Source organism: Sorangium sp. So ce185, from assembly GCF_051526825.1.
GTDB lineage: Bacteria > Myxococcota_A > Polyangia > Polyangiales > Polyangiaceae > Sorangium > Sorangium cellulosum_D.
Genome location: NZ_CP150316.1, coordinates 4,150,001 through 4,174,472, shown reverse-complemented (window position 1 = coordinate 4,174,472; position 24,472 = coordinate 4,150,001). Strand labels below are relative to the sequence as shown.

The 24,472-nt window shown below is 73.1% G+C and carries 19 protein-coding genes and 1 tRNA gene (1 of these 20 only partly in view); 11 read left to right on the top strand and 9 right to left on the bottom strand.

The window, feature by feature from the left end; genetic code table 11:
• Window positions 1–122 precede the first annotated feature (122 nt).
• Window positions 123–1,127 (bottom strand): beta-ketoacyl-ACP synthase 3, encoded by a 1,005-nt coding sequence (locus WMF26_RS15525; RefSeq protein WP_438000947.1) that lies wholly within the window; start codon window positions 1,125–1,127, stop codon window positions 123–125.
• Window positions 1,128–1,238: 111 nt separating this feature from the next.
• On the opposite strand from WMF26_RS15525, the gene WMF26_RS15520 reads away from it, so the two are divergent.
• Both WMF26_RS15520 and WMF26_RS15515 read left to right on the top strand, forming a co-directional pair.
• Window positions 1,239–1,970, top strand: a complete 732-nt coding sequence (locus WMF26_RS15520; protein WP_437946914.1) for a hypothetical protein — start codon at window positions 1,239–1,241, stop codon at window positions 1,968–1,970.
• 146 nt (window positions 1,971–2,116) lie between these two features.
• Window positions 2,117–2,644, top strand: coding sequence for a hypothetical protein (locus WMF26_RS15515; RefSeq protein ID WP_438000946.1), 528 nt, complete (start codon window positions 2,117–2,119; stop codon window positions 2,642–2,644).
• Between the two features lie 168 nt (window positions 2,645–2,812).
• On the opposite strand, the gene WMF26_RS15510 is transcribed toward WMF26_RS15515, so the two are convergent.
• On the bottom strand, window positions 2,813–3,184 hold the full coding sequence (locus WMF26_RS15510; RefSeq protein WP_437337779.1) for a hypothetical protein: 372 nt from the start codon (window positions 3,182–3,184) through the stop codon (window positions 2,813–2,815).
• Window positions 3,185–3,437: 253 nt separating this feature from the next.
• Here WMF26_RS15510 and WMF26_RS15505 point away from each other — a divergent pair, with 253 nt between their 5' ends.
• Together WMF26_RS15505 and WMF26_RS15500 are read left to right on the top strand one after the other, a co-directional pair.
• Window positions 3,438–4,619: a hypothetical protein gene (locus WMF26_RS15505; protein ID WP_438000945.1), complete on the top strand. Its 1,182-nt coding sequence runs from the start codon at window positions 3,438–3,440 to the stop codon at window positions 4,617–4,619.
• A 256-nt stretch (window positions 4,620–4,875) separates the two neighbouring features.
• Window positions 4,876–6,876 carry a DUF1565 domain-containing protein gene (locus WMF26_RS15500; RefSeq protein WP_438000944.1) on the top strand — a complete coding sequence of 667 codons (2,001 nt, stop codon included), beginning with the start codon at window positions 4,876–4,878 and terminating at the stop codon, window positions 6,874–6,876.
• A 42-nt stretch (window positions 6,877–6,918) separates the two neighbouring features.
• Here the strand turns inward: WMF26_RS15500 and WMF26_RS15495 are convergent, their stop codons facing one another.
• Entirely contained in the window at window positions 6,919–8,442 is a 1,524-nt protein-coding gene (locus WMF26_RS15495; RefSeq protein ID WP_438000943.1) for a cyclic nucleotide-binding domain-containing protein, read from the bottom strand.
• 231 nt (window positions 8,443–8,673) lie between these two features.
• Here WMF26_RS15495 and WMF26_RS15490 point away from each other — a divergent pair, with 231 nt between their 5' ends.
• The 4 genes from WMF26_RS15490 (at window position 8,674) to WMF26_RS15475 (ending at window position 12,441) form a co-directional block, all read left to right on the top strand.
• Entirely contained in the window at window positions 8,674–9,510 is an 837-nt protein-coding gene (locus WMF26_RS15490; RefSeq protein WP_438000942.1) for a metallophosphoesterase family protein, read from the top strand.
• 87 nt (window positions 9,511–9,597) lie between these two features.
• Window positions 9,598–10,332 (top strand): AgmX/PglI C-terminal domain-containing protein, encoded by a 735-nt coding sequence (locus tag WMF26_RS15485; protein WP_438000941.1) that lies wholly within the window; start codon window positions 9,598–9,600, stop codon window positions 10,330–10,332.
• 177 nt (window positions 10,333–10,509) lie between these two features.
• Window positions 10,510–10,668: a hypothetical protein gene (locus WMF26_RS15480; RefSeq protein ID WP_437337773.1), complete on the top strand. Its 159-nt coding sequence runs from the start codon at window positions 10,510–10,512 to the stop codon at window positions 10,666–10,668.
• A gap of 75 nt (window positions 10,669–10,743) precedes the next feature.
• Window positions 10,744–12,441, top strand: a complete 1,698-nt coding sequence (locus WMF26_RS15475) for a L,D-transpeptidase family protein (RefSeq protein WP_438000940.1) — start codon at window positions 10,744–10,746, stop codon at window positions 12,439–12,441.
• Here WMF26_RS15475 and WMF26_RS15470 read toward each other — a convergent pair.
• From WMF26_RS15470 to WMF26_RS15450, 5 genes are all read right to left on the bottom strand, one after another.
• Complete coding sequence (locus WMF26_RS15470; RefSeq protein WP_438000939.1) at window positions 12,428–13,684, bottom strand: pyridoxal phosphate-dependent aminotransferase; 1,257 nt, start codon at window positions 13,682–13,684, stop codon at window positions 12,428–12,430. The two genes, WMF26_RS15475 and WMF26_RS15470, sit on opposite strands and share 14 nt — an antisense overlap.
• Before the next feature lie 141 nt (window positions 13,685–13,825).
• The gene (locus tag WMF26_RS15465; RefSeq protein WP_438000938.1) at window positions 13,826–16,258 is read right to left on the bottom strand and encodes a S8 family serine peptidase; all 2,433 of its coding nucleotides are present in this window, start codon (window positions 16,256–16,258) and stop codon (window positions 13,826–13,828) included.
• A gap of 107 nt (window positions 16,259–16,365) precedes the next feature.
• Window positions 16,366–17,898 carry an acyl-CoA carboxylase subunit beta gene (locus WMF26_RS15460; RefSeq protein WP_061625368.1) on the bottom strand — a complete coding sequence of 511 codons (1,533 nt, stop codon included), beginning with the start codon at window positions 17,896–17,898 and terminating at the stop codon, window positions 16,366–16,368.
• Between the two features lie 16 nt (window positions 17,899–17,914).
• Entirely contained in the window at window positions 17,915–19,318 is a 1,404-nt protein-coding gene (locus WMF26_RS15455; RefSeq protein ID WP_437946902.1) for a VWA domain-containing protein, read from the bottom strand.
• 33 nt (window positions 19,319–19,351) lie between these two features.
• Window positions 19,352–20,122, bottom strand: a complete 771-nt coding sequence (locus WMF26_RS15450) for a redoxin domain-containing protein (RefSeq protein WP_437940838.1) — start codon at window positions 20,120–20,122, stop codon at window positions 19,352–19,354.
• A 108-nt stretch (window positions 20,123–20,230) separates the two neighbouring features.
• Between WMF26_RS15450 and WMF26_RS15445 the strand changes: the two genes are divergently transcribed.
• From WMF26_RS15445 to WMF26_RS15435, 3 genes are all read left to right on the top strand, one after another.
• A complete protein-coding gene (locus WMF26_RS15445) occupies window positions 20,231–20,851 on the top strand; it encodes a hypothetical protein (RefSeq protein ID WP_438000937.1) in 621 nt (206 codons plus the stop codon).
• 813 nt (window positions 20,852–21,664) lie between these two features.
• A tRNA-Arg gene (locus WMF26_RS15440) sits at window positions 21,665–21,738 on the top strand.
• Between the two features lie 34 nt (window positions 21,739–21,772).
• Complete coding sequence (locus WMF26_RS15435) at window positions 21,773–22,312, top strand: nucleoside deaminase (RefSeq protein ID WP_437946899.1); 540 nt, start codon at window positions 21,773–21,775, stop codon at window positions 22,310–22,312.
• 161 nt (window positions 22,313–22,473) lie between these two features.
• Here WMF26_RS15435 and WMF26_RS15430 read toward each other — a convergent pair whose 3' ends face one another.
• A protein-coding gene (locus WMF26_RS15430) for a biosynthetic peptidoglycan transglycosylase (RefSeq protein WP_438000936.1) crosses the window boundary here: on the bottom strand, window positions 22,474–24,472 show its 3' portion. It continues 341 nt past the right edge of the window; the window shows 1,999 of its 2,340 coding nt (coding positions 342–2,340); its start codon lies off the right edge, out of view; it ends in the stop codon at window positions 22,474–22,476.

Genomic DNA, 24,472 nt, shown 5'->3' with positions numbered 1-24,472 from the left:
TGAGCGACTCCTCGAGCCGCCGTTCAGCGAAGCGCGGCGCGCGCTCGTTCGACGGGCGCGCCTTTCGGGCCACCGTCGGCCGCGCCGCGGTCCAATCCCATGTCGGCCTCGCCGCGGTCAAATCACATGCGGACCACCGCGCTGCCCCACGTGAGCCCGCCGCCGAGCGCGCACAGCAGCACGTGATGCCCGGGCAAGATCCGCCCGTCGCGGAGCGCCTCGTCGAGCGCGCTCGCGACCGAGCCGGCGCTCGCGCCGACCGCGCTCTCGCCGTCGCGCGCGCCGAGGACGCGCTGCCGCGGGCACCCGAGGCGATCGGCGAGGTGCGCGGCGAGCTGGGCGTCGGCGTGGTGCGGGATCACCCAGTCGACGTCCGCGGGCGCGAGCCCGGCGGAGGCGAGCGCCGCGAGCGCCTGCGCGCCGAGGTGCTCCTCCACGGCCTGCCGCAGCTCGGGCTGCTTCACGCGCAGGTACTGCCGCCGGTCGGCGAGCCGATCGACCGTGAGCGGCTCCGCGGATCCGCCGCCGGGGACCTGGAGCACGTCGGCCCTCTTCCCGTCGGCCCGGAGGCTGACGCTGAGGATCCCGCGCCCGTCGCCGGCCGCCGACCCGACGACGACCGCGCCGGCGCCGTCGCCGAAGAGCTGGGCCGCGGCCCGATCGCGCGGATCGACGCGGCGCGAGAGCAGGTCCGCGCCGATCACGAGCACGTGCTTCATGGTCCCCGCCGCGACGAACTGGCTCGCCACGGACAGCCCGTAGAGGAAGCCCGTCAGCGAGGCGGAGAGGTCGAACGACGGGATGAGCTCGGCGCCGAGCTTCTGCTGCACGTACACCGCGGTCGCCGGCATCGGCGCGTCGCCGCTCGACGTCGCGAGGATGATCATCTCGAGGTCGCGCGGCCCGAGGCCGGCCGCGTCGAGGGCCGCCTTCGCCGCCCTCGTCGCCAGGTCGCTCGTCGTCTCGCCGGCCGCGCCGCGGCGCCGCTCGTCGGCCGCGCTCGCGTCGCCCGCGGCGCCGTCCGCTGGCGGCGCGCCTGCGTGCGCCTCGCCCTCCGGGGCGGCGAGCGGCAGGGAGCGGCCTGTGCCGAGGATGCGCGCGCGGGGATTTCTGGCATCGGACGTCATTGGAAGCGCAGCCTACATCATGGGCTGCGGGTTGGGACGGGCGATCGCGCGCCGGGCCCGGTACACGGAATGCTTGAGTCGCGGACGCGCTCCGGTACATAAAGCGCCGCGATGGCTACGAGCTCCGAAGACAAAGACCGCCCCGACACGGACGACGCTCCTTCCGGCGAGGCCGACGCGCAGGACACCAGCAGGGAGGACGGCGAGGACCGCGCCGCTGCCCGCGCCGACGCAGCGGCCCCCGCGAGGGCCTCTCGCCCTGCGAAGCCGGCGGGCGCCGCGCGGCGCCCGGCCGGCAAGAAGCCCGGGGCGCGGCCTCGCGCGGCCGCCCAGCCGCAGGGCGGCTCGCTCGGCAAGAGCATGATCCTGTTCCTGATCATCATCGGCGGCCTGGCCGCGGCGTTCGCCTATTTCGGGCGCGAGCCCGCGCCCGGCGCGGCCGGTCCGAAGTGGAAGCCGGGCGACAAGGCGCAGGTCGAGGTCACCCTCGTGGCCAGCGACATCAAGGACCTCGCCTGCTGGTCGGCCGAGGAGATCAGCGGCCGGCACTGCGCGTTCGAGTCGCCCACCAAGGGCTGGTCCAAGGGGGACGCGGACGACAAGAAGCTGCTCCGTCCTTACACGACGACCGACCGCGTGCAGTTCCTCGCCGCCGGCCTCTGGAGTGAGCCCGCCCTCACGAGCAAGCTGCCGTCCGCACGGTTCGCGGTGAAGTGCACCTACACCGTCGAAGGCAAGATGAAGAAGCCCGGCATCCGCTGGTCCAGCGAGGGCGCATGGCTCGACAGGACCGATGACTGGTACACGGGGCTCTTGTCGGATTGCAAGCTCATCAACCCCTGATGTCGCAGGCGCTGCCGCGTTCGCCTGCGTCGCGCGTGGCCCGCGCCGCGCGACGCAGCGCGGGCGGCGCGCCGAGCGTGCTGCGCCATCGCTCTCGTGTGACCGCGACCCCCCGTGGTAGTGTCATGATCGGCTTGGAGGTGCTCATGCCCAGTCATCGGGTGACCGCATTGGTGTCGTTGGCCGCATTGTTCGCCGTTGCTGGATGTGAAGCTGACCCGGGCACCGTCAACGTCCTGCCGATCTACGTCACCGTATCGAGCTCCTCTGGCGGCGGCGCGGGCGGAGAGGCCGGGACGACGACGACGACCACCACCACCACCGTCTCGACGACGAGCGCTGGCGGCGAGGGCGGCGCCGGGGGCGTCGCGTGCACGTGCGACGCCGGGCTCTCGTGCTGTGGACCGGCCTGCGTCAACCTGGCCAACGATCCGCACAACTGCGGAACGTGCGGCACGCGCTGCCCCGACGAGCAGGCATGCATTCAGGGCGAGTGCAAGGATCCCTGCGATCCGAACTTCGGGTGCGAAGAGGGCATCTGCTGCGGGGTCGAGTGCTGCCTTGGCGGCACGATCTGCTGCGACTACGGGACCAGCGCCGAGGCGCCCGACCTGCACTGCCAGCAGCCGGAGAACGGGACCTGCCCGCTCGCCTGCACCGGCTGCGGGAGCTGACGGACATCGACAGCGGCGCGCGGTGCGCCCGGGCGATCCGGGAGCGCCGCGCGTCGGCGCATCGCGCGGCTCCCGTGAGCGACGCGCGACGCGCCGGCCTGCTGCGCGCCGCGCGTGCGGCCCGCGCCGCCCTGCCGAGCGCGCGCAGCGTCCGCGCGCGCGGACGGCTCACGCCTTCTCGAAGGCCTTGCCCGGGTACTTCCGCTCGAAGTGCCCCACGACGCCATGGCCGATCGCCTCGATCGTGAGCCCGGCGATCCCCATCTTGATGGCGGGTCCGACCAAGGGGACGAAGCCGACCGCCCGGGTGGCGAGGAATTTCAAGCCTCGCCCGAGGATGGCGAAGCTCCCGCCGGCGGCGGTCGTCGCCACGGATCCGACGCTCTCGCCGTAGATCGCGCCGATCATCGACATCATGTGGGTCTCGATCGCGACGAGCCCGGCGGACGTCGAGATCGGGAGCGGGAGCGCGGCGAAGGCGGCGCCGCCGATCGCGTAGCGGTGAACCCAGCGAAGAGCTTCATCCCTGCACGTCGTCATGCCTCGAGGTTGCCGCAAGTCGCGCCGTCCGTCCATCGCGCACCGCGCTGACGCCGCGAGCGCGACGATCGGCCGGGGCGCACGGCATGTCGTGTGTGCGCTGCCTTCCCGGCCGGCGGGAATCGCGCATGCATGACCGTCGCTCGGCTCGACCTCCGCGCTCGCGCCGGAGGTCGGCGCCGAGGCCACGCGACCCCGCGAGGGGATGTCGATCCGTCGGAGCCCCGGCCACCCGGGCTCCAGCGAGGTGACCATGACAGCGCGACGCGCGCCCTTCCGCCTGCCCTTCCTCTGCGCCTGCGCCGCCCTCGCGGCGTGCGGCGCGGCGCCACGTCCCGCCTCGCCCCGAGCGGATCCGCGGCCCGGCCACGATGCCGCGGGGGCGCCCTTCGCCGGGCGCGTCCCGCTGTTCGAGGACATCGGCTCACTCCATCACCCCGTGACGACGTCATCGGAGCTCGCGCAGCGCTATTTCGATCAGGGCCTGCGGCTCGTCTATGCGTTCAACCACGACGAGGCGCGACGGGCGTTCGAGGAGGCCGCCCGCCTCGATCCCGGCCTCGCCATGGCCCGCTGGGGCGTCGCGCTCACGCTCGGCCCCAACATCAACCTGCCGGCCGAGCCGGCGCGGGAGCGGGCCGCCTTCGAGGCCGTCGAGCAGGCGCGCGCGCTCGCCGCGTCCGCGACCGCGCGCGAGCGCGATTTCCTCTCGGTCTCCGCGAGCATGGAGGGGCGCAGCGCCGTCGCCGTGCGCGCGGCCCGCGAGCTCGGCGCCGCGGTGCCCGACCGCCACGTCCGGCACATGCCGATGCTCGAGATGTTCCGGCCAGCGCTGCTGTTCGCCCTGGTCCGGTTCGGCCGGTGGCAGGACGTCCTCGCGCAGCCGGCGCCGCCGTCCGAGCAGCGTTACGCGACGGGGATATGGCACTATGCGCGCGGCCGCGCGCTCGCGTCGCTCGCGTCGACGGAGCGCCCCGACGACGCCGCGCGCGAGGCGGCGGCGCTCCGGGCGGTGTCGTCCGAGATCGTCGGGGTCACGATCGGCATGAACCGCGCGGAGGACCTGCTCGAGATCGCCTCGCTCGTGCTGGAGAGCCAGATCGCCTCGGAGCGCGGCCAGGCCGGCGACGCCGTCCGCGTGCTCCAGGCGGCCGTACGCGTCGAGGACACACTGCGTTATTTCGAGCCGCCGGACTGGCCCGAGCCGGTCCGCCACACGCTCGGGGCGGCGCTCCTCAAAGCGGGTCGACCGCGCGACGCCGAGGCGGCTTATCGGGAGGATCTGGCCCGTAATCCCGACAACGGCTGGTCCCTCTCGGGCCTCGAGCAGAGCCTGCGCGCACAGGGCAGGGAAGAGGAGTCGGCCGCCGCACACGAGCGCTTCGAGCGCGCCTTCGCGCGAGCCGACGTGCGGCTGTCCGGGTCGCGCCCGTGAATGTCCGGCCTCGAGCGGCCGCGGACGACGAGGAAAAGCGCGCTTCGCCGGCATGCGCGTCGATTCGATCTGCTACGTTGATGGGGTGTTGTGCGCGAAGCTTGGACTCTCAGCGCTCCTGTGTCTCTTCTCTTTCACTGTCAGCCTGTGCGCCGCGTCGCTCCTCGGTTGCGAGGGCTCCGACTTCCCGCCGAATACGTACGTCCCGCGGAACGACGCGGGCGAGCCCCCGTGTGCGCCGGGGCAACTCCGCGGCATGAGCGGGTGTGTCTCCGTGGGCGTCCAGGGCTGTACCGACGATTCCGTCGGTGAGGACGGGCTCTGCCGTCCCGCGCTCGAGCGGTGCTCGCCCGGGACCGTCCCGACGTTCGACGGGGCCTGCCTCGAAGCCGGGATCCCCGGGTGTGCAGCGGAGTTCGTGGAGGGCGGCGGCTGTCATCCCACGATGGCCAAGTGCCCGGAAGGGACGTTCGCGGTCCCGCAGAGGGGGTGTATCTCCATCGACGGCCCAGACGGCTGCGGCTCGGGGCCGTGGGGCCAAGTCGCCGAGGCGCCCGGCGACATCCACGTCGATCCGAGCTACGCGGGTGGGGGCGGCGACGGGTCGCGGGACAGGCCGTTCGCGACGCTGGCGGAGGCGCTCTCGGCGGTGCAGGCGGACGGCCGCGTCGTCCTGGCCGAGGGCGAGTACGACGAGCCGGTCGAGATCTCGAAGCCCATCGAGCTGGTCGGGCGGTGCGCCTCCCGGGTCGTGCTCCGGGGCGAGCAGAGCGACCCGAGCGGCAACGTCAGCGCGGTGTGGATTCATGACGTCGAGGGCGCCGGCGTGCGCGGCGTGAGCGTGATCAGCCCGTCCATCGGGCTGCTCGTCCAGGCGGCGGAGGTCTCGGCGCGCGACGTCCGCGTGACGGGCGGGAGCGGCAGCGGCGTCGTGGTCGCGCTCCCCGGCGCGAGCCTCGAGCTGTCGCGCAGCCTGGTCCAGGCGTCGTGGGCGGGCGAAGGCACGGGCGATCAGTGGACGAGCGTGCTGGTCCTGTCCGGGGCGCGGGCGCGGCTCACCGAGAGCGCGCTTGTCGACGGCACGGTCCACCTGCGCATCACCTCCGGGGCCGAGGGGGTGGTCGCCGAGGGCAACCTCCTGGAGATCACGCCCCAGCAGGCGGAGACGACCGCCCCGGTCGGCGTGATCCTGGAAGCGGGCGCGCTGCAGCTCGACGCGAGCGCCCTCGTCCACCACCGCCTGGGCGCGCTGGTGACGGGCGCCTCCGCGGAGCTCACCGCGACGCGCTCCCTCTTCGCCGCTCCGCCCGAGGGGGTGCAGGAGGCCGGCGACGTGGTCGTGGAGCAGGGCGCTCGCGCGACGCTCGAGGGCAGCGTGCTGTCCGGCGCGTGCGACGCGCAGCTCGCCGTCGCGGGCGCCGGCACGGCGGTCGAGGTGTCCGGGACCCTCTTCCAGGGCGCGGCCGCCGCGGAGGCGGGCCGCCTCGGGTACGCCGTCGAGCAGCGGGGCGGCGCGCTCTCGCTGTCGTCGAGCGCCGTGCGCCAGGCCGGCGACGCGGGCCTTGTCGTGTCGGGCGGGACGTTCTCCGCCAGCGGTGTGGTCGTCGCGGGCACACGCGCGCGCCCGATCCATCGGGATCGCGCTGCTGGCGTGCTGGTGCGCGGCGCGCGCGCCACGCTGGCGTCGACGGTTGTCCTGGGCGCGCATGTCGCGGGCGTCGCCGCGTCCCAGGGCGCGGAGCTCGATCTCACGGAGAGCCTCATCGAGGGGACGCGGCCGGAGGAGCGCGACAGCACCGGCGGCGTCGGCCTGCTGAGCGCCGGGTCGGCGCGGATCGTCGTCCAGAGGTCGGCGGTGCTGGAGAGCCGCGTCGCGGGGCTGCTGCTGCTCGCCTCGCCGAGCACGGTCGAAGAGACGCTCATCCAGGGGGTGGAGAGCGGGACGTTCTCCACGCTCAGCGCCGGCGGGCAGATGGAGTCGGTTTCGGACCTGGGCGACGGGCTCCTCGTCCTCCGCTCGACGGCGCAGGTGAGCTCGGTGCAGGCGGAGGGCTGCGCGCGCGCGGGGCTGCTCTTCGGCGACAGCGACGGCGCGCTCGCGCACGCTCGCTCCACGGGCAACCGGTTCGGCCTTGTCGTGCAGGGCACGCGGGCGCCGGAGCTATCGCAGGACAACACCTTCGAGGACAACCAGGAGAGCGATCACGTCACCGAGGGCGCTCTCCCCGTCCCGAGCAGCGCCGCGCCCGCCCCGTGACGCGCCCGCTGGACGCGGCGCGCCGGTGTCCCCGCCGTGGAGCTAGACCGAGAAGAACTGCCTGATTTTCTCGAGGAGCGCGGTCGTCTTGGCCTCCTCGGCGCCGGCGCGGGCGCGGCGCACCGACACGTTCTCGTCGAGCGCCGACTGCCGAGCGACCAGCACCTCCGTAATCTTCTCGGCGATGCCGGGCGCCGCCGCGAGGATCTCGTGGAAGGCCTCCTTGTCGACCTTCACGAGCTCGCAATCGCTCACCGCCTGGATCGTCGCGCTGCGCGGCTCCCCGGTCATCAGCGACATCTCGCCGAAGAACTTGCCCGGGCCGAGGCGCGCCACCTCGGCCGTGCTGCCGCCCTCGCGCCCCACGACGACCGAGACCTCGCCCGACTGCACGATGAAGAGCTCGTGCCCCGCGGCCCCCTGCCGGATCACGACCTCTCCGGTCATGTAGCTGCACGTCTTCGACAGCGTCGCGAGCCGGTCGAGGAGCGGCGGGGGGAGCGCGGCGATGAAGTCGACGACGCGCAGCGACTGCAGGCGGCGCTGCCGCTCGTCGGCCTCGCTGCGCGCCCGCGACTCGGACGGCGCCTCGGCCATCCGGACGATGCGGGTGGGGAACGGGACCGCGATGCCCTCGCGGTGGAACGCGTACCAGATCCGCTGACGGACCTCCGAGTCGATGCGATCGCGGCGGGCGAAGTCCTCGATGAAGAAGTTGACCTGATAGCCGATGCTGCTCTCGTCGAACCTCGCGGCGAGCACGAACGGCGGCGGCGCGAGCAGCACCCCGGGCGCCGACGCCACGGCGCCGAGCAGCGCCTGCTCGACGATCCGCGGCGACACCTCGTAGGGGCCCCGCACCTCGATCATCCGCCGCGCGAGGGCGGTGGGCTTCGTGAAGTTCCGGATCGTGCTCTTCGCGAGCGTGCCGTTCGGCACCGTGAGCTCGATCTGATCGTTCGTGAGGACCGTGGTCGCGCGCCAGTTGATCTCGATGACCTGCCCGATGAGCCTCGGATCCGGGTCGATCTGGATCCAGTCCCCCACCTCGAACGGCCGCTGCGCCTGGATCGCGAGCCCGGCGAACAGGTTCCCGAGCGTCTCCTGGAGCGAGAGGCCGATCACCGCGGTGAGCAGCGCCGAGGTGGTGAGCAGCGATCCCGGCTCGACCCCGGCCGCGCGGAGCGTGATGAGCGCGACGCCCGCGTAGACGAGCCCCTGGATGATGTCGTGGATGATCCTGGAGAGCGGCCGCCCGAGGCGCACGCCGAGGATCAGGTCGACGACGAGGAGGAAGGCGGCGCGACCGAGCGCGGTCAGCAGCAGGAAGAGCGCGACGACCGAGAGCGCCACGTGAAGCGACGACGCCGGATCGAGCGGGAGCCGGGCGAGCAGCGCCGCCACGTGGAGCCCGAGCAGCGCGGCCGGCAGCCGCAGCTTCCCGCGCTGGGCTTTCGGCATCAGCAGCCGCAGCGCGAGGAGCAGCGCGGCGGCGATCCCGATGCCGATGGCGCCCGACGACGCGATCCGCACGAGCACGTCCGAGATGGTTGCGGCGCCGCGCATGGCGGCCGATGGTAGAGCTCCGCCTGCCCCTGTCACAACCGCGTCGCGATCGGGCTTCGTGACCGTCACAGCGCCGGTCATCGGCTGCGCCTGCGGCGCGCGTCGCCTGCCGGGGCCGCCGCGGGCGCGCCGCGCGATCGCCGGGGCGCCTCGCGCAGCGGCGGATGGAGTCGCCGAGAGCTTGCGTCGATGTCGCCGGAACGACGTCGGTCGGGTCTCACGATCGCGGCGATGACGACGATCGCTCACCTCACGGACTTTCATCTCCTCGAGGCGGATCACGACCGCCGCCGCGGCGCCGAGCGGTGGCGGCTTCGTTATCTGAGCTTCGGTCGCCCCATCGACGCCGCGCAGCGCCGCCGCCGCGCGCTCGCCGCGCTCGTCGAGGCGTGGCGGAGCGGGGCGGATCACCTGGTGCTCACCGGCGACCTCACCGAAGACGGGACGCCTGCCCAGTTCGAGGTGCTCGCCGCGGTGCTTTCGGAGAGCGGCTGGGACCCGGCCCGCGTCACGCTGGTGCCTGGCAACCACGACGCGTATGGCGGGGGCGACGCGTGGGAGCGCGCCCTGGAAGGCAGCCTCCGCCCCTTCGCGGCCACCAGCGGGCGGGGGGCGGTGGTCGCCCTCCCTGGGGCCTTCGTGACGGCGGTATCGACGGCCATGATGCAGCCGGTGACCCGCTCGGCGGGCTCGATCGCGGACCTCGAGCTCGCGCGCGTCGCCGCGCTCGCCGCCGAGACGCGCCGCACGGGCGACGCGCTCGTGCTCGCCCAGCACCACCCGCCGCTCCCGCACCCGATCGGCGCGATGCAGTGGCTGGACGGCCTCATCAACAGCTCCGAGCTCATGGCGCTGCTCCACGAGCACGATCACCTCCACGTGATCCACGGCCACGCGCACCGGGAATACGACGCGCCCGTGCGCTCCGGCGCTCCCCCTCGCATCTTCTGCGCGCAGGCGCTCGTGGACGGACCTTCTCCGCTGCGGTTCTACCGTGTGCGTTACGGGCGCCTTCTCTCGGAGCGCACGCGGGTCCGGAGCGGCGCGTCGACGTTCGCGTTGGCGTAGAATCTCTCACATGCACTGGAGGCGCGGGCGCCCCTCACCGCCCTCTTTTCGCCGGAGACGTGGCTCGTATAGAGTCCTCGCCGGATCATGAAATTCAATGTCTTGCTCAGGGGCACGGTCACCCTCGTTGCTGTCTCGGCGCTCGCGGCCCTCCCGGGCTGTGGCGGCGCCGAGCCCACGCCTGCGGCGCCGGTGATGCGCGACGCCGAGCCTGTCGAGACGTCGCGCCCGACGATGAGCTCGCGGTCCGAGATCGGCGGCATGAACGAGGAGAAGGTGCAGGCGGCGTTCGAGCGCGCCTCTCCGCGGCTCTCGCGCTGCTACCAGAAGGGCGTCGCGCGGATCCCCTACCTCGGCGGCGAGATCCGCTTCAAGGTCCGGGTGACCGAGGAGGGCACGGCGCGCTGGGCGTTCGTGAAGGACTCGACCCTGGGCGACCGCGAGACCGAGGCGTGCATGCTCAGCGTCCTGAAGGCGACGAAGTGGCCGAAGCCCGTCGGCGGAGAGGGCCTGGCGGAGAACAGCTTCACCTTCGAGCCGAGCAGCGACGAGCGCCCGCCGGTGCCGTGGACGCCCGACCAGCTCGGGACGCCGTACAAGAAGGCGCGGCCGGCGCTCGAGTCGTGCCGGAGCCAGGCCGGCGGCACCCAGCTCAAGGCGACGCTCTACATCGACACCGACGGCAAGGCGCTCAGCGTGGGCGTCTCCAGCGCCGACGAACGGGGCGAGGAGGCGGCCGAGTGTGTCGCCGGCGCGCTCCGCGACATCACCTTCCCCTCCCCCGGCAGCTACGCGTCGAAGGTGAGCGTCGACATCGACTGACGCCGCTCGCTGCCGGCTGCTCGCACGCCGTGCCGGCGCCGGCGGCCGGGCGCACCGAAAGCCGCCGCGTCCCGGCCCGGTCGCGCGTGGAGGACGGCCGTTGACGCTGTCCACCGCGCGCGAAATCTCCCGCCCTTGCTGGGGGCGCGCCCCGCGGGACTGCGCTAGGCTCTGATCGTGGGCAAGGTCCTCTGGCAGATCCTGGCGCTCTTGTGGAAGGTGGCTCGCCTCGTCCTGTGGAAGTGGCTGAAGCCGCGGCTGATGAGGCTGATGATGATCGCCGCGGCGGTCGTCGGGGTGATCCTGCTCGTGGTGGCCGTGCTCGGCAGGCTGTAGGGCGGTTCTCGCGGGACGGGCGAGCGCCGCTGGCTTGTCCGCGGCGGCTTCCGGCAAGTAGTCTCTCCGGCTTGCATGCCTAGCTCACCGTCCTCCTTGCTCCTCGCGGCCCTGACGTGCGCGATCGCGTCGGGGGGCGCCGCCGCTTGCTCGGAAGAGAGCCCCGCCGCGGCGGCGCCGGCTTCGCTCGAGGCCGACGCGCCGCGCGCCCCTGCCGAAGCCGACGCGCCGCGCGTCGCGACTGTTGAGGCCGACGCGCCGCGCGCCGCGATCGTCGAGGCCGACGCGCCGCGCGCCGCGATCGTCGTCGAGGCGGCGCACGTCGCGAACGCGCCGGCCCCGGTCCAGGCGGAGGACGGAGCGACGCCCCCGGCGAGCGCGGCGAAGGAGGGCGCGCGCATCTATTCGAAGGCGCGGTTTGCCTGGATCAACCCTGGCCCGTACCCGACGCGGGGCTGGAGCGGCTACCTGGGCCTCGGCGGGTCCGTCGTGCTCCGCGGCGGCAGCGTCGAGGCCGCGCGGACGCCGGGGGAGGGCTGCGACGCGTGGTACGCCGTCGAGCCGCGGGGTTACATCTGCGCCGGCGCCAGCGCCACGGTCGACCCGAACGATCCGGTGGTGGCCGCGCTGCGGCCGCACGCGCCCAAGATCGACTCGCCGTGGCCGTACGACTACGCGGAGTCGACGGGCGCGCCGCGCTACCCGCGGCTCCCGAGCGCGAAGGAGCAGCGGCGCTCCGAGTGGGACCTCGAGGCGCACCTCGCGAGCGTCTCCAAGGTGCGCGCCGCCGAGGGGTTGAGCGACGAAGCGATCCGGGAGATCGACGAGGCCCTCGTGGGCGTCGATGTGAAGCCCGCGGGCGTCGCCGCCCCGGCGCTGTTTCCCTTCGGCGACCTCGTGCGCGAGGCGCGCGACCGGATCGTGAACGGCTCGACGGTGGCGTTCACCCGGGCGTTCGACGCGCAGGATCGGACCTGGGTGGTGACCTCGGACCAGGCGTACATGCCGAAGGATCGGCTGAAGCCCTACCCGCGCTCGAGCTTCCAGGGCGTGTGGCTGAAGGACGGGCGTTCGCTCCCGCTCGCGTTCTTCCGCAAGACCGATCGGCCGAAGTACCAGCGGGGCGCCGGCGGCCGCTTCGAGCCCGCGGGCGCGTCGTTCGCGCGGCTCGCCTCGGTCGGGCTTACGGGCCGCGCCGAGGTCGAGGACGGCGAGCGGTTCCTCGAGACGCAGGAGCCGGGGGTCTACGTGCTCGCCGACGACGCCGTGGTGGTCGAGGCTGCGAAGCGCGCGCCGCTCGAGGGCGAGAACGATCCCTCGTCGCCGCCGCGCAAGTGGATCGAGATCAGCGTCCTCGGCGGCTGGTTCGTCGCCTACGAAGAGCTCACCCCGGTCTTCGCCACGCTCATCTCGCCGGGGCGCGGCGGCGTCCCGCAGAAGGGCATCCCCGCCATCGAGACCGCGGCGACGCCGACGGGGCGCTTCCGCATCGACGGGAAGTTCGTGACGGCGACGATGGTGTCGAGCTCGAACGACAACATCGTCCACTCCGAGGTGCAGTTCGTGCAGAACTTCCACGGCCCGCACGCGCTGCACGGCGCGTACTGGCACGACGCCTGGGGCGAGCTGAAGAGCGGCGGCTGCGTGAACCTCTCCCCCATCGACGCGAAGCAGATGTTCGCCTGGACCGACCCGCCGGTCCCGGAGGGGTGGCACGGCCTGCGGGCCTCTCGCGACGCCGGCCGCTCCACGGTCGTCCTCATTCACCGCTGATCGCGCGCGCCATCCGGTCCACGAGCCGCAGCGCGGCCTCCGCGAACACCTCCGGCTCGAGCAGCAGCCCGACCACGAGGAAGCCGTCGCGCGGCATGTCGAAGAAGTAGCCGGGGTGGACGATGATCCCCTCGTCGCGCACGAGCAGCTCGACCCAGCCGTCCTCGTCGTGCACGCGCGGGACCTCCAGCGTCGCGTACCACCCGCCGTCGATCGGCAGCCGCCGGACCGCGCCCCCGGCGCGCGCCGCGATCGCCGCGTCGAGCGCCGCCAGGTTGGCCTGCACGCGCGACAGGATCGCGCGCTGGACGGGCGCCCGCGCGGCGAGGATCTCCGGCAGCGCGAGCTGCACCGGGGTGCCGACCGAGAGGTAGGTATCGGCGATGATCTCGAGCCGCTCCACCGCCGCGGCGGCGAGCTCCGGCGGCCCCGAGACCGCGATCCAGCCGAGCTTGAGCTGCGGCAGCGCCATCACCTTGGACAGCCCGCTCAGCACGAAGGTCAGCGCCTGCCGCCGGCCGGCGAAGCTCGGCAGGCGGTCCGGGGCGAGGTCTCCGTACGCGTAGTCGCCGAAGACCTCGTCGACGATCAGCGCGAGGCCGCGCTCCCGGGCGTACGCCTCGAGCGCCGCGGCGTCGTCCCGGCGCACGAAGGAGCCGGTCGGGTTGTTCGGGTGGACGAGCACCACCGCGCGCGTCCGCTCGCCGGCGGCGCGCTCCAGCGCGCCGAGGTCGATGCGCCACCCCTCCTCCTTGACGAGCGGGTACGGCGTGAGCGCGACGTCCTCCAGGCAGGCGAGGTACTCGAGGAGCGGGTACGACGGCACCGGGACGAGCACGTCGTCGCCGCGCTCGGCGAGCAGCTTGAGCAGCCAGCCGTACGCCTCGCTGGTGCTCGCGGTCAACACGACGCCCGCCGGATCCACGTCGATCCCGCGCTCCCTGTAGTAGCGCGACACCGCGGCGCGCGCGCCAGGGTCGCCGAGCGGCAGCGGCGCGTACGTGGAGCCGCGCGGCTCGCCCAGGCGCGCGATCAGCGGCGCCGTCTCGACGATCCCGCAGCGCGTCGGGTTCGACTCGGTGAAGTCGACGAGCGCGCGCCCTGCCCGGCGGGCCTCGACGAGGACGGACGCGAGCCGGTTCTCCGAGAGATCCCACCCCGTGCGCGCCGCGAACCGGAGCGGCCTCGGCGCGGACGCGCGCCCCGCGTCTGCCTCTTCCGTGGGAGGTCGATCTGCGCTCACCCGTCTCTCCATGGTCCCTGCTCCATCCTCGTCGTGGTCTGCCCTGCCGTGCCGCCCGGCCACGCTGACATGGGCCGCGCCGGACGGCAGCCGGGGCGCGGGCCTCAGGGCGCGACGCCGAGCGCCGCGGGTGGCGAGCGCTCAGCCGCGGCGCCGGCGGCGCGCCGCGAGCGCCGCGGCCAGGGCGCCCGCGAGCCCGACGGCGACGCGGCGCGACGGCCCGTCCCGGTCCGCGCCGGCGGCCGCGCAGGTGCACGCGCCGCTCGTCACCTCGAGCTCGCCGTTCGCCATCCACACGTCGCTCCCGACCGGGAGCTCGCGCGCGCCGAGCGAGACGCCGTCGTAGAGCACGTCCACGGCCAGCGTGGCGCCGCCGGAGCCGTGCGGCGCCGCGACCGCGAACCGCCACAGCCCGCGGCGCACCTCCGTGAGCGGCGCGTGCATCGCCCCGCCTTGGACCGCGACCGTGAGCTTGTCGGCGGGGACCCTCACCGGGGCCCCGTCCGCGCGTCGCAGCTCGATCGTCCCCCAGACGGGCCAGGACGGGTCGGGCCTCGCGTAGGTGCTCGACAGCACGTACCAGCTCCTGTCGAGCGCCGGCGTGTTGTCCCCGCTCTCGGCGGCCTCCAGCGCGAGCCGCGTGCCCTCGAGATCGAGCACGCCGGGCCCGAGCTGCACCTCGAGCGGCACGGCGCCCCTCGGGTACCGCGCGCCCGCTTGGAGCGCGTCGGTGACCTCTGCCTGGGTCAGGTTCGGGTTGACCTGGAAGAGCAGCGCGATGGCGCCTGCGACCTGCGGGGCCGACATCGACGAGCCCGACGCGATCGCGTGGTAGTCGTCGACGACGAAGCAGGGCTGGTCGTCGGGGCACCCGGGCGTGTCGAACAGCCCTCCGGGGCCATTGCGCGGGTCGACCCCGCTCCCCATCGCGGCCGCGACCAGGCCGCCGGGCGCGCTGATCTCGGGCTTGGCCACCCCGAACGGCGTGGGGCCGGCCGCGCTGAAGTAGCAGGCGCTGTCCTCCTGGATCGCCTCGCCGTCGAGGCTCGTGAGGCGAATGCTCGTCGAGCTCCCCTGCGGCTGCCAGCGGACGCGGTTGATGGTGCAGCCCACGGCGAGCAGGCCGGGGTGGCTGGCGGGCACGTTGATCGTCCCCTGCTTGATGCCGCGCGTGAACTGGAGCCCGAGGTCGTGCGACGCCGAGACGTCGCCGAGCCCCGTCACCCAGAGCTGCGCGTCCCCGCGGCCTTTCAGGTGGATCGCGAACTCGCCCGCCTCCCACGCCCCGCTGAAGGCCACGACGGCGCTGTTCGTGTTCGCGTCGATGGGCTTTCCGTTCGCGATGCGGTTGATCACGGCGCCCGTCGTCTCGCCGTCGTCGGCGGTGTAGCCGGCGCTCTCTCCGGGCTCGATGAGGCCGATCCACGTCTCGCCGCCCGGCCCCTCGAGGCCGACCGACACCTCATCCCCGGGTCGGAAGGTGATCCAGACGTATGCCTCCCCGTTCGACGCCCTCGGCGTGCGAATGGGCACGCGCGTGTCGGCGTACGGCGAGACGTGCGCCTCGGTGTGGATCCCCATCGGCCCCTCGCCGTCGATCTCGTACAGCGCGCCGCTGTTGCCGGCGGCGACGACGATCGCGCGTCCCGGGTGATTGTCGCCGACCATCGCGGCGAGCCCTGCCTCGAGCGGGCTCGTCCCGTCGTGCGGCCCGAAATCGCTCCCGACGCTCAGGTTGACGACCGCCGGCATGCCGAGCTCCTCCGCGCGGTCGAAGATGAACCGCACCGCCTTGAGGATGTCCGGATCCTCGAAGCCCTCGCCGGGCAGCGAGGGCGCGGCGACGATCAGGGTCGCGGCCGGCGCCACCCCGACGTACCGCGGCCGCGCGTTGACCATCGGCCCGCCGTTGCCCGCCGCGATGGAAGCCACGTGCGTGCCGTGCCCCGCGATGTCGCGGACAGCGCGCAGATCCCCGCTCTCGATCATGGCGTCGATATCGGCGTCGGAGAGGATCGCGCACCGCGACTGGTTCGGGTCATCGCACCCGTAGGCCTCCTCGAGCTGCGCGTGCACCCCTTTGGGCTTCCCCGCCTGAAGCAACCATCGGATCCGCGTCTTGCCGTCCTTGCGCCGGAAATCCGGGTGGGCCACGTCGATGCCGGTATCCACGACGCCGACGATCACCCCGGTGCCGTCGGCCCCGGTGGCCTTCCGGTACGGGTCGACGCGGATCCACACCTTGGATCGATCGAGCTGGGGCTGCCGCGGCGGTCCTGTGAACAGCGAGAGCTCCGGGTGCGCGTCGGCGAAGGCGCCGATCTCGCCCGGCGCGAGCCGGACGGTCCCGAAGCCCGGCGCGACCGGGAGCAGCCCGAGCGACCGCGCGTCGGCGCCGGCGGGCAGCGGCACCAGCACCGGGATGCGCCCGCCCGGATCGGCGAGCGGGTGCCGCCCGAGGCGCGGGCTGAGCAGGCGCGCCACCGCCGCGGCCGGGACGTCGGCGCGCGCTTCGCCTGGCGCGAGAGCGAGGCCGAGCAGCGCGAGGGAGAGCGGGAGCCTGCGGGCAAGCACGCGGCGAGTCTACACCACCTTCGCGCGCGGCCGGCCCAGCGGAGCGCGGCCCTCGCGGCGCGCCCTCGAGGGCGCCACGGCGAGCCGCGCGCCTGCCGGCGCTCCGCTCACACCGGCGGGACGAGGTGCTTCTTGCGCGGCCGCTCTTCGACCTTGCCGGCGTACCGCTCGAAGCGGCGCGCCACCTCGCGGCGGAGGTTCGCCGCCGGCACGACCGCGTCGATCACGAGCTCGCTCGCGAGCTTCTCCAGATCGACGTCCGCGCGGTACTCATCGCGCAGCTTCTGGACGAGCGCATCGCGCTCCGGCCCCGCCGGTATCGCCTGGATCTTGTTGAAGTAAACGGCGTTCACCGCGGCGCTCGGCCCCATCACCGCGATGGACGCCGAGGGCAGCGCGATGCACTCGTCCGGCGCGAACGCCGGCCCGCACATCGCGTACAGCCCGGCGCCGTACGCCTTGCGCACGACGACGGACAGCTTCGGCACGGTCGCCTCGCTCACCGCGGCGATCATCTTCGCGCCGGCCCGGATGATCCCCTGCCGCTCGACGACGGTCCCGATCATGAAGCCGGGCACGTCGGCGAGGTACAGGAGCGGGATGTTGAAGGCGTCGCACAGCCAGATGAACCGCGCCGCCTTGTCGGCCGAGTCGACGAACAGCACGCCGCCCTTGTACTTCGGCTGGTTCGCGACGATCCCGACCGCTCGCCCCTCGATGCGCGCGAGCCCCGTGACGATCTCCCTCGCGTAGAGCTTCTTGATCTCGACGAAGCTGCCCTCGTCGATGACCGCGTCGATCACGGCCATGATGTCGAACGGCTTGTTCTCGTCCGCGGGGATCACGCCCTCGAGCGGCCGCTGCCCTGGCTTCTCCGGCCTCGGCTCGACGCGGGGCGGGGCCTCCGCGGAGCTCTGGGGCATCAGCGCGAGGTAGCGCTTCGCGAACGCGATCGCCTCCTCCTCGGTCTTCACGAGCACGTCCCCGCACCCCGAGACCGAGCAGTGCATGCGCGCGCCGCCGAGCTCTTCGAGGGTGACCTTCTCGCCGATCACCATCTCCGCCATCCGCGGCGAGCCCAGGTACATGCTCGCGTTGCTCTCGACCATGCACACGACGTCGCAGAACGCCGGGATGTACGCGCCCCCCGCCGCCGACGGGCCGAACAGCAGGCAGATCTGCGGCACCAGGCCGCTCAGCTCGACCTGGTTGTAGAAGATCCGGCCCGCGCCGCGCCTCCCGGGGAACATCTCGATCTGGTCGGTGATCCGCGCCCCCGCCGAGTCGACGAGGTAGAGCAGCGGGCACCGGAGGCGCCGCGCGGTCTCCTGCACGCGCAGGATCTTCTCGACGGTGCGGCGCCCCCACGAGCCGGCCTTCACCGTCGAGTCGTTCGCCATCACGCACACCGGGCGCCCGCCCACGGTCCCGCTGCCGGTGATGACGCCGTCGGCCGGCAGCTCGGGATCCAGCGCGTTGGCGAGCGCCGCGTCCTCGATGAAGCTCCCTTCATCGAGGAGCAGCGCGACGCGCTGCCGCGCGAACAGCTTGCCCTGCTCCGCGTTCTTGTCGTGGTACTTCTGCGCGCCCCCCTTCTCGATGCGCGCCGTGAGCTCCCTCAGCTTCTGATCGAGCGACATGGCGCGACCCATAGCCCTAAGCGCGCCGGGCGACCACCTCCCGCGCGGCCGTTTCGAGCTCCCGCGCGGTCCGGGCGACCAGCACCTTGGTCGACGCCGCGGCGTAGCGCAGCATCGCGCTGTCCCCCGTCCCCCAGGCGCCCGGCCCCTCGGGGCAGAGCCAGAGCAGCGCCCGCGCCCGGTCGCGGAGCCTCCTCACGACCTCCGCCTCGTCCGCGAAGTAGTTCGTGCGCCCGTCGCCGAGGATCACGAGGGTCACCCGCCGGTCCACGTCCCGCCCGTACCGCTCCTCGAAGGCGCTGAGGACGCGCCCGTAGTTCGAGTTGTGCGCCCGGCTCACCACCTCGCCGCGCTGGATGCGCTCGAGCGCCGCGCCCACCGGCATCGCCCCGAAGAGCTCGGTCGTCTCGGCGAGCTCGCTCACGAAGACGAACGAGCGCGTCCGGTCGAAGAGCTCCTGCGCCGCGCAGACGAACTCGAGCATGAACCGCGCGGCGACGCGGACCGAATCCGATACGTCGCACAGGACCATGAGGCGCGGCTTGTCGCGCCGGCGCGCCCGCCGGGCGGGCTGGAAGGGCACGCCGCCGGTCTGGAGGCTGCGCCGCAGCGTCCGGTGCGGATCGATCCTGCCGCGCCGCGCGCGGCGCCTCCGGAGCCTCTCCGCGCCGCGGAGCCGCTCGGACAGCGCCCGCACGGCGCGACGCACCTCGTCCATCTCGCCTTCGCCGAGCGAGGCGAACGGTACATCCATGCGGCCGGGGGCCGCGGGCTCCTCGCCCTCGACGCGCCGGAGCGCCAGCGTCACGTGCTCGCGCACGCGGTGCCGCATCCGCTCCATCTCCGCGGCGAGCGCGTCGGCGAGGGCCTTCCCCCGGTCCTCACCGAGCGCTTCCTCGAGCGCGCTCCGGATCCTCCGCAGCGCGCTGGCGACGGCGGGCACCCCGAGCTGATCCATCACCCGCTGCGCGAAGAACCCGACCTGGAGCGAGCTCGTCATCGGCGCGAGCACGCGCGCGATCCCCGCCGACCGGAGCGCCTGGTCGAGCTCCCCTGCGGTCCCTGCGAGCGCCTGGAACCCGAGCGCGTCGCCCGACGCCCCGCTCCGCTCGGCCGCCGCGGTCAGCAGATCGCGGAGGGCGGAGAGCTCCCCCTCGGAGAACCCTCGCTCCCGGAGGCGCGCCCACAGGTCGCCGACGTGCGCGCCCTCCGGGGAGAAGAAGCGGTCGAAGCAGGCGCGGTACCGGCGGAGATCGGCGGCGCGCTCGACGACCACCGCGCCGATCGCGTCCCGCAGCCTCGCACGGTCGCCGAACCCGACGAGGGCGCACGCGCGCGCGGCGTCGATGGCCTGCGCCGTCGACACCGCGAAGCCGTCGCGCCGCAGCGCCCACAGAAATTCGTCGATGGAGAGGAGCATCGGGGGCCTCGCCGGTCGCGCGACCCGCGGCGGCTACGGCGCCGGCGCAGGCTCCGCGAGCAGCGCCTGGAGGAGCTTCTCGACCTGCGCGTGCCGGGACGGGTCGTACCCGACCACCACGTCGCGGATGACGCCTTTCTTGTCGATCACGAACATCGTGGGGAGCGCCTTGACGCCGTAGGCCGCGGAGGTCGACTCCGAGGCGTCCGAGGCGACCGCGTAGCGCATGGACAGGGCCTGCGCCGTCTTCGTCGCGACGCCCACGCTGTCGGTCGTCAGGCCGATGACCCGCAGCCCCTGCGCGGCGTACGTCGTGTGCCACTTCGAGAGCTGCGGGGCCATCAAGCGGCACGGCCCGCACCAGGTAGCCCAGAAATCGAGCAGCACCACGTTTCCGCGCAGCGCCCCGATGTTCGCCGGAACCGTCCCCGCCACGGTGGCGAGCGGCTTCCAGCCGGGCGCGAAGGTGCCGATCTTGTCGAGGCGAAGGATCTGATCGTGCCCTGGGAACGGCACCAGCGTCGGCGCGACGTCTCGCTCCTGCCCGCCGCGTCGGATCCGGAGGTTCACCACGTTGCCCGGCCCCGCGAGCGCGACGCGGGCGACCAGCTGCTTCGGATCTTCGAGCGGCACGCCGTCCGCCGCGACGACGTGGTCCCCGTCCACGATGCCCGCCTTGGCGGCCGGCGAGCTGGTGACGACGTGCTTCGCGACCACCCCCCCGGCCGGTCCGGGCGCCAGCTCCACGCCCAGCCAGGCGCGGCGGGACGCTTCCTGCGCGACCGCCCGTGATGCCCCTCCCATCAGCGCAGCGCCTGACAGCGCCACCAGCGTCGCAGCGAAGAGGGCGCGCCACGCGCGGCCTCGCCTGGAAGAGGCCAGGTGCATCCTGGCAGTGTAGCATCTCGACCGGTGCGGTCCCGAACCCGCCTCCCTGCGTGGTGCGCGGTCGCTGTGGCGACCCTGGCCTCGCCGATCCTCTCGATGGAGGCGCAGTCCCGTCCCGGGTGGGCGCCCTTGCCCCTCGGCTGCGCGCCGTCGCGCTCCCGGACGCCCCACGACGAGGCGACCGCGTGGATCGAGCGCGGCTCCAGCCCAGTCGCCGAGCCGCGCGCGACGGCCGTCGCGCCCGCTGCGTCTGCGCCCGCGGAGCCGTCGGCGTGGGAGCTCGCCGGGCAGCTCGCGAGCTTCACGCCGGCCACGGGCCGTGCTCGCTCCCAGCATTTCACCGGCGAGATGGAGGCGGAGGTGCGCATCAACGCGGCCGCCGCTCCCTACCCGGCGCTCGGACCGGCGCGAGCGCTCCCGCCGGGCGCGGCCCTGGTCGAGCTCCACTACCCGGCGGGCTCGTCGGAACCGGTGACGTTGCTCGCCATGGTGAAGCGCCCGGCCGGCTACGACCCTGACGGCGGCGATTGGGAGTACCTCGTCCTCACGCCGCAGGGCACGTCCACCCACCGCGGCGCCTTGCCTCTCTGCAAACGTTGCCATGCGGACGCCCCGCACGATCACCTCTTCGGAGGCCCGCGATAGCGCGGCGCATCATCCCGCTCCATCGACGCGTGGCTCAACTCCGCAAAGATTGCGGGCCACGACCCCCGACGCGACACCGCTGCCCGAGCCTTCGTGGTGCGGAGCTCCGTGACCACGCAGGAAACCGCCGCGAATATTCCGCCGGGGCGTTCCGCGGCGAGGGTGTGCCGGCGTCGAAGCCGCGCAATGGCACGGAGGCTGCTCCAGGCGGAATTGACCGTGTTCTTCGCTGTGGGCTGCAGCGTGTCGCGGTCCTCCTCCCTCCTGACGGGCCTCATTAGCTTGCGCTTGGTCGTCCAGCTGGCGCGACTTCGCCTCGTCCGTCGCTCAGCTGCTGCTTGGCTTACGCCTTCTGCTGTTCTGTCTGCTTGGCCTGCTCGCCTCGTGGTGCGCTTCAGAGCTTCACTTGCCTTCGAGAGCGTGTGAGAGCGCGCGGCCATTCCGTGACGGAATCGCCGCGCGCCATGTTTTTGTCCTGCGACCGGCTGCCCCGGCGGTCGGCTCCGTGCGCATGGACGCCCGTGCCGCTGCAAGGCTCGCTCGCTCGGTCGTCTCGTTTGTACGGCGGTGCGACGGCCTGCGATGAGGCGGGCTCAGCCCTTGGCGAGAGCCAATCGACCGGAGGGGGCCACGAGAATCGAGCGGCGTTCGCCCGTGAAAGCCACGCCCTCGAGCGAGCGTCCCCAGGTCTCGATCACTTTTCCTTTGACAGGCCGCTCTGGGGCGTATAAACGCCGGCACTCACTTCGCGCAAACGAGCGCGACGCGAGGAACGCGGTGGCGTAGCCACGTCTTACTGCTTGTCTTTACAGAGCGCCCATAGCTCAGCTGGATAGAGCATCGGCCTACGAAGCCGGGGGTCGGAAGTTCGAATCTTCCTGGGCGCGCCTGATCGGTTGTGTGACAGATCCAGAGACCCACATGGATGACGGAGCCGAGGTGCTCCTCTCCGCCGTGCCGCGGGCGGAGGATCCCGACGTCGGGGATGCTGCTGGCATCGACGTGATGCGGATGCGCGAGGCGCTCATCGAGGCCGAGGTCGCAGCAGCCGCTGGCGATGTGCCGGTCGGAGCGCTCATCGTCGATGCGGCGGGGGTCGTGCTGGCGCGCGGTCGAAACCGGCGCGAGATCGATCAAGATCCGACCGGACACGCCGAGGTCGACGCGCTGCGGGCGGCGGCGAGGCAGCTGGGCCGGTGGCGGCTCGAAGGGGCGACCGTCTACGCGACGCTGGAGCCGTGTCCCATGTGCGCGGGCGCGCTCGTCAACGCCCGGATCGCGCGGCTCGTCTACGGTTGTCCGGATCCGAAGGCAGGGGCGGTCGACACGCTCTTCGCGATCGGGCGCGACACCCGGCTCAACCATCGCTTCGCGGTCACGTCGGGCGTGCTCGCGGACGAGTGCGCTGCCCTGCTTCGCGCGTTCTTCGCCAAGCTCCGGACCGCCGCGCAGCGACGCTGACGGCGAGGCCCGCGGGGGGGCGCGGGTCGCGTCGCGCAGGCGCGGGTCGGCATGCAGCGGCTCAGCGGTAGGGCCCGCCAGAGCGCCGCGCGCGCAGGTCGTGGCGCGGGGTTGACGGTGAAGACCACGAGGGCGCGGGGGGAGGGCCGCGCGGGCGCGGGTCAGGGCGCCGTCCAGGCGCCCCCCTGCTCTTCGGGTCGATCCTCGATGGCTTCGTCGCCGTCTGCGGCGGGTTGCCGGGGCGCGAGGTGGGGCGCGGGGGAGCCTCGCACGACCGTCTCCTGCAGCCCCTTCTCGAGCTCCTCGTCGGAGATCCGGTTGCGCCTGTGCGCGATCTGCATGAGCTTGCGCAGGTACTCGCTCCATGCGGGCGTCACCTCCCCGCTCGCATCGAAGTGCTGCACGCTCGGGTTGGGCAGGATCGACGCGATGTAGAGCGCCTGCCCGAGCGAGAGCTGCGCCGCGGACGCGTTGAAGTAGTGCCGCGCGGCGGCGCCGATGCCGTAGACCAGCGGCCCGAACTCCACCACGTTCAGGTAGAGCTCCATGATCTGCTCCTTGGTGAGCTCCTGCTCGAGGTACATCGTGAGCAGGGTCTCCTGGAGCTTGCGCGCCACGCTCTTGGTCCGCTCCAGATACAGGTTCTTGGCGAGCTGCATGCTGACGGTGCTCGCCCCCCGCACGAACCGCCTCTTCCGGAGGTTCTCGCGGATCGAGTTCTTGATGGCTTCCTCGTCGAACCCGTGGTGCCGATGGAAGCCGCCGTCCTCCGTGGTCAGCACGGCGACCTCCATGAAGCGGGAGATGTCCTCATAGGGCACCCACTCGGCGGTCCCCGGACCGGACTCGATCTCGACGCGCTGGCCGCCTGGTCCGTAGACCAGGCGCCGGAACGCGCGCTTGAAACGATCGACGCTCAGCTCCGGCGGCATCTCGGTCACGCGGCAGGTGTTGGAGATGCCCCAGTCCAGCGAGAAGGTCCGATCCAGGTTGGCGGTATCGAAGCGAAGCTTCCCCTCGATCCCGAACGAGCCGGCGAGCCTCATGCCGTGGAGCTTCGCCACCACCCCCTTGGGCGCCGAGTCCAGCATCGACTGGCACGCCGACAGGGGCACCTCGAAGCTGCCGCGGACCCGGTGCGAAGCCCCGACTTGCTCGTACTCGCCGCGCGCGATCAGCCGCAGGGCGCCGAGGTCGATCTCGGCGTCCTCTGCGACGATCCTGGACCCGTCGAGCTTGCCGTTGGCCTTTGCCCGCCATGCCAGGTCGAGCCCGGCGATGGGCTCGTCTGCCAGGGCCGCGCTCCGCAGGGAGAGGTTCTTCAGCCTCCCGTCGCCGTCGACGCCCAGCGTCTGACCATCGGCCGACAGGACCACCCGCGCGCGGCTCACGATCGAGGTCCGCGCCACATCGAACAGCCCCATGTCGCCCTCATGGACACCGAGGGTCGAGAGCCAGATGGGCCCCCCCTGCACGTCGGCGACGATCTCTTGCGGGGTCTCCTTCGCGTCGTTGATGGGCACGCGAAGCCGGAAGGTGAGCGCCTGCTGGGCGTCGGAGCCGGCGGTCGAGATCGCCGCCTCGCCGGGCGAGAGCTCTACCACGAGGGAGCCGACCTCGCGCCGTACGGCGAGGCTGCCCGGTCCCAGGTTGAGCATATCGGCCCTGCGCTTGAGGCGTGCCGTGACCCCTGCGACGTCGACTTTTGCCCCCTCCCCGAGCGCGAGATCGATCATCCGGGCCGTCCGCAGGAGCGCTTCTCGGATCGCAACCCCGCGGTTCTGGCCCGAGTCGTCGCCCTCGCCCGATTCCGCCGCTCTCTTGATTTGCGCCGGCCGGGTGTTCCCACCCCGCTCGGGCGCCACCTGGGGTTCGGGTTCGGCCTCTGGGAGCGTCACCTCGGCGTCGATGGCCGCGGCCGAGAGCTCGCTCACCTGGTAACGAGCCTGCTCCCGGGCGAGCACCAGCCGGCCCTCTCGGACCGAGAAGGCGGCGTGTCCCAGGGACAGCATCGCTTCCTGCGCGGAGATGGAGGTCTGCCCCTCGGCGCGCGCCAGGTGTACCCCGGCCGCGGACAGGCTCTCTCTGGGCGCGTCGGTTCGATCGGACCAGACGACCTTCAGACCCTCCAGGTCGGTGCTCCCGCCCCCCTCGCTCGGG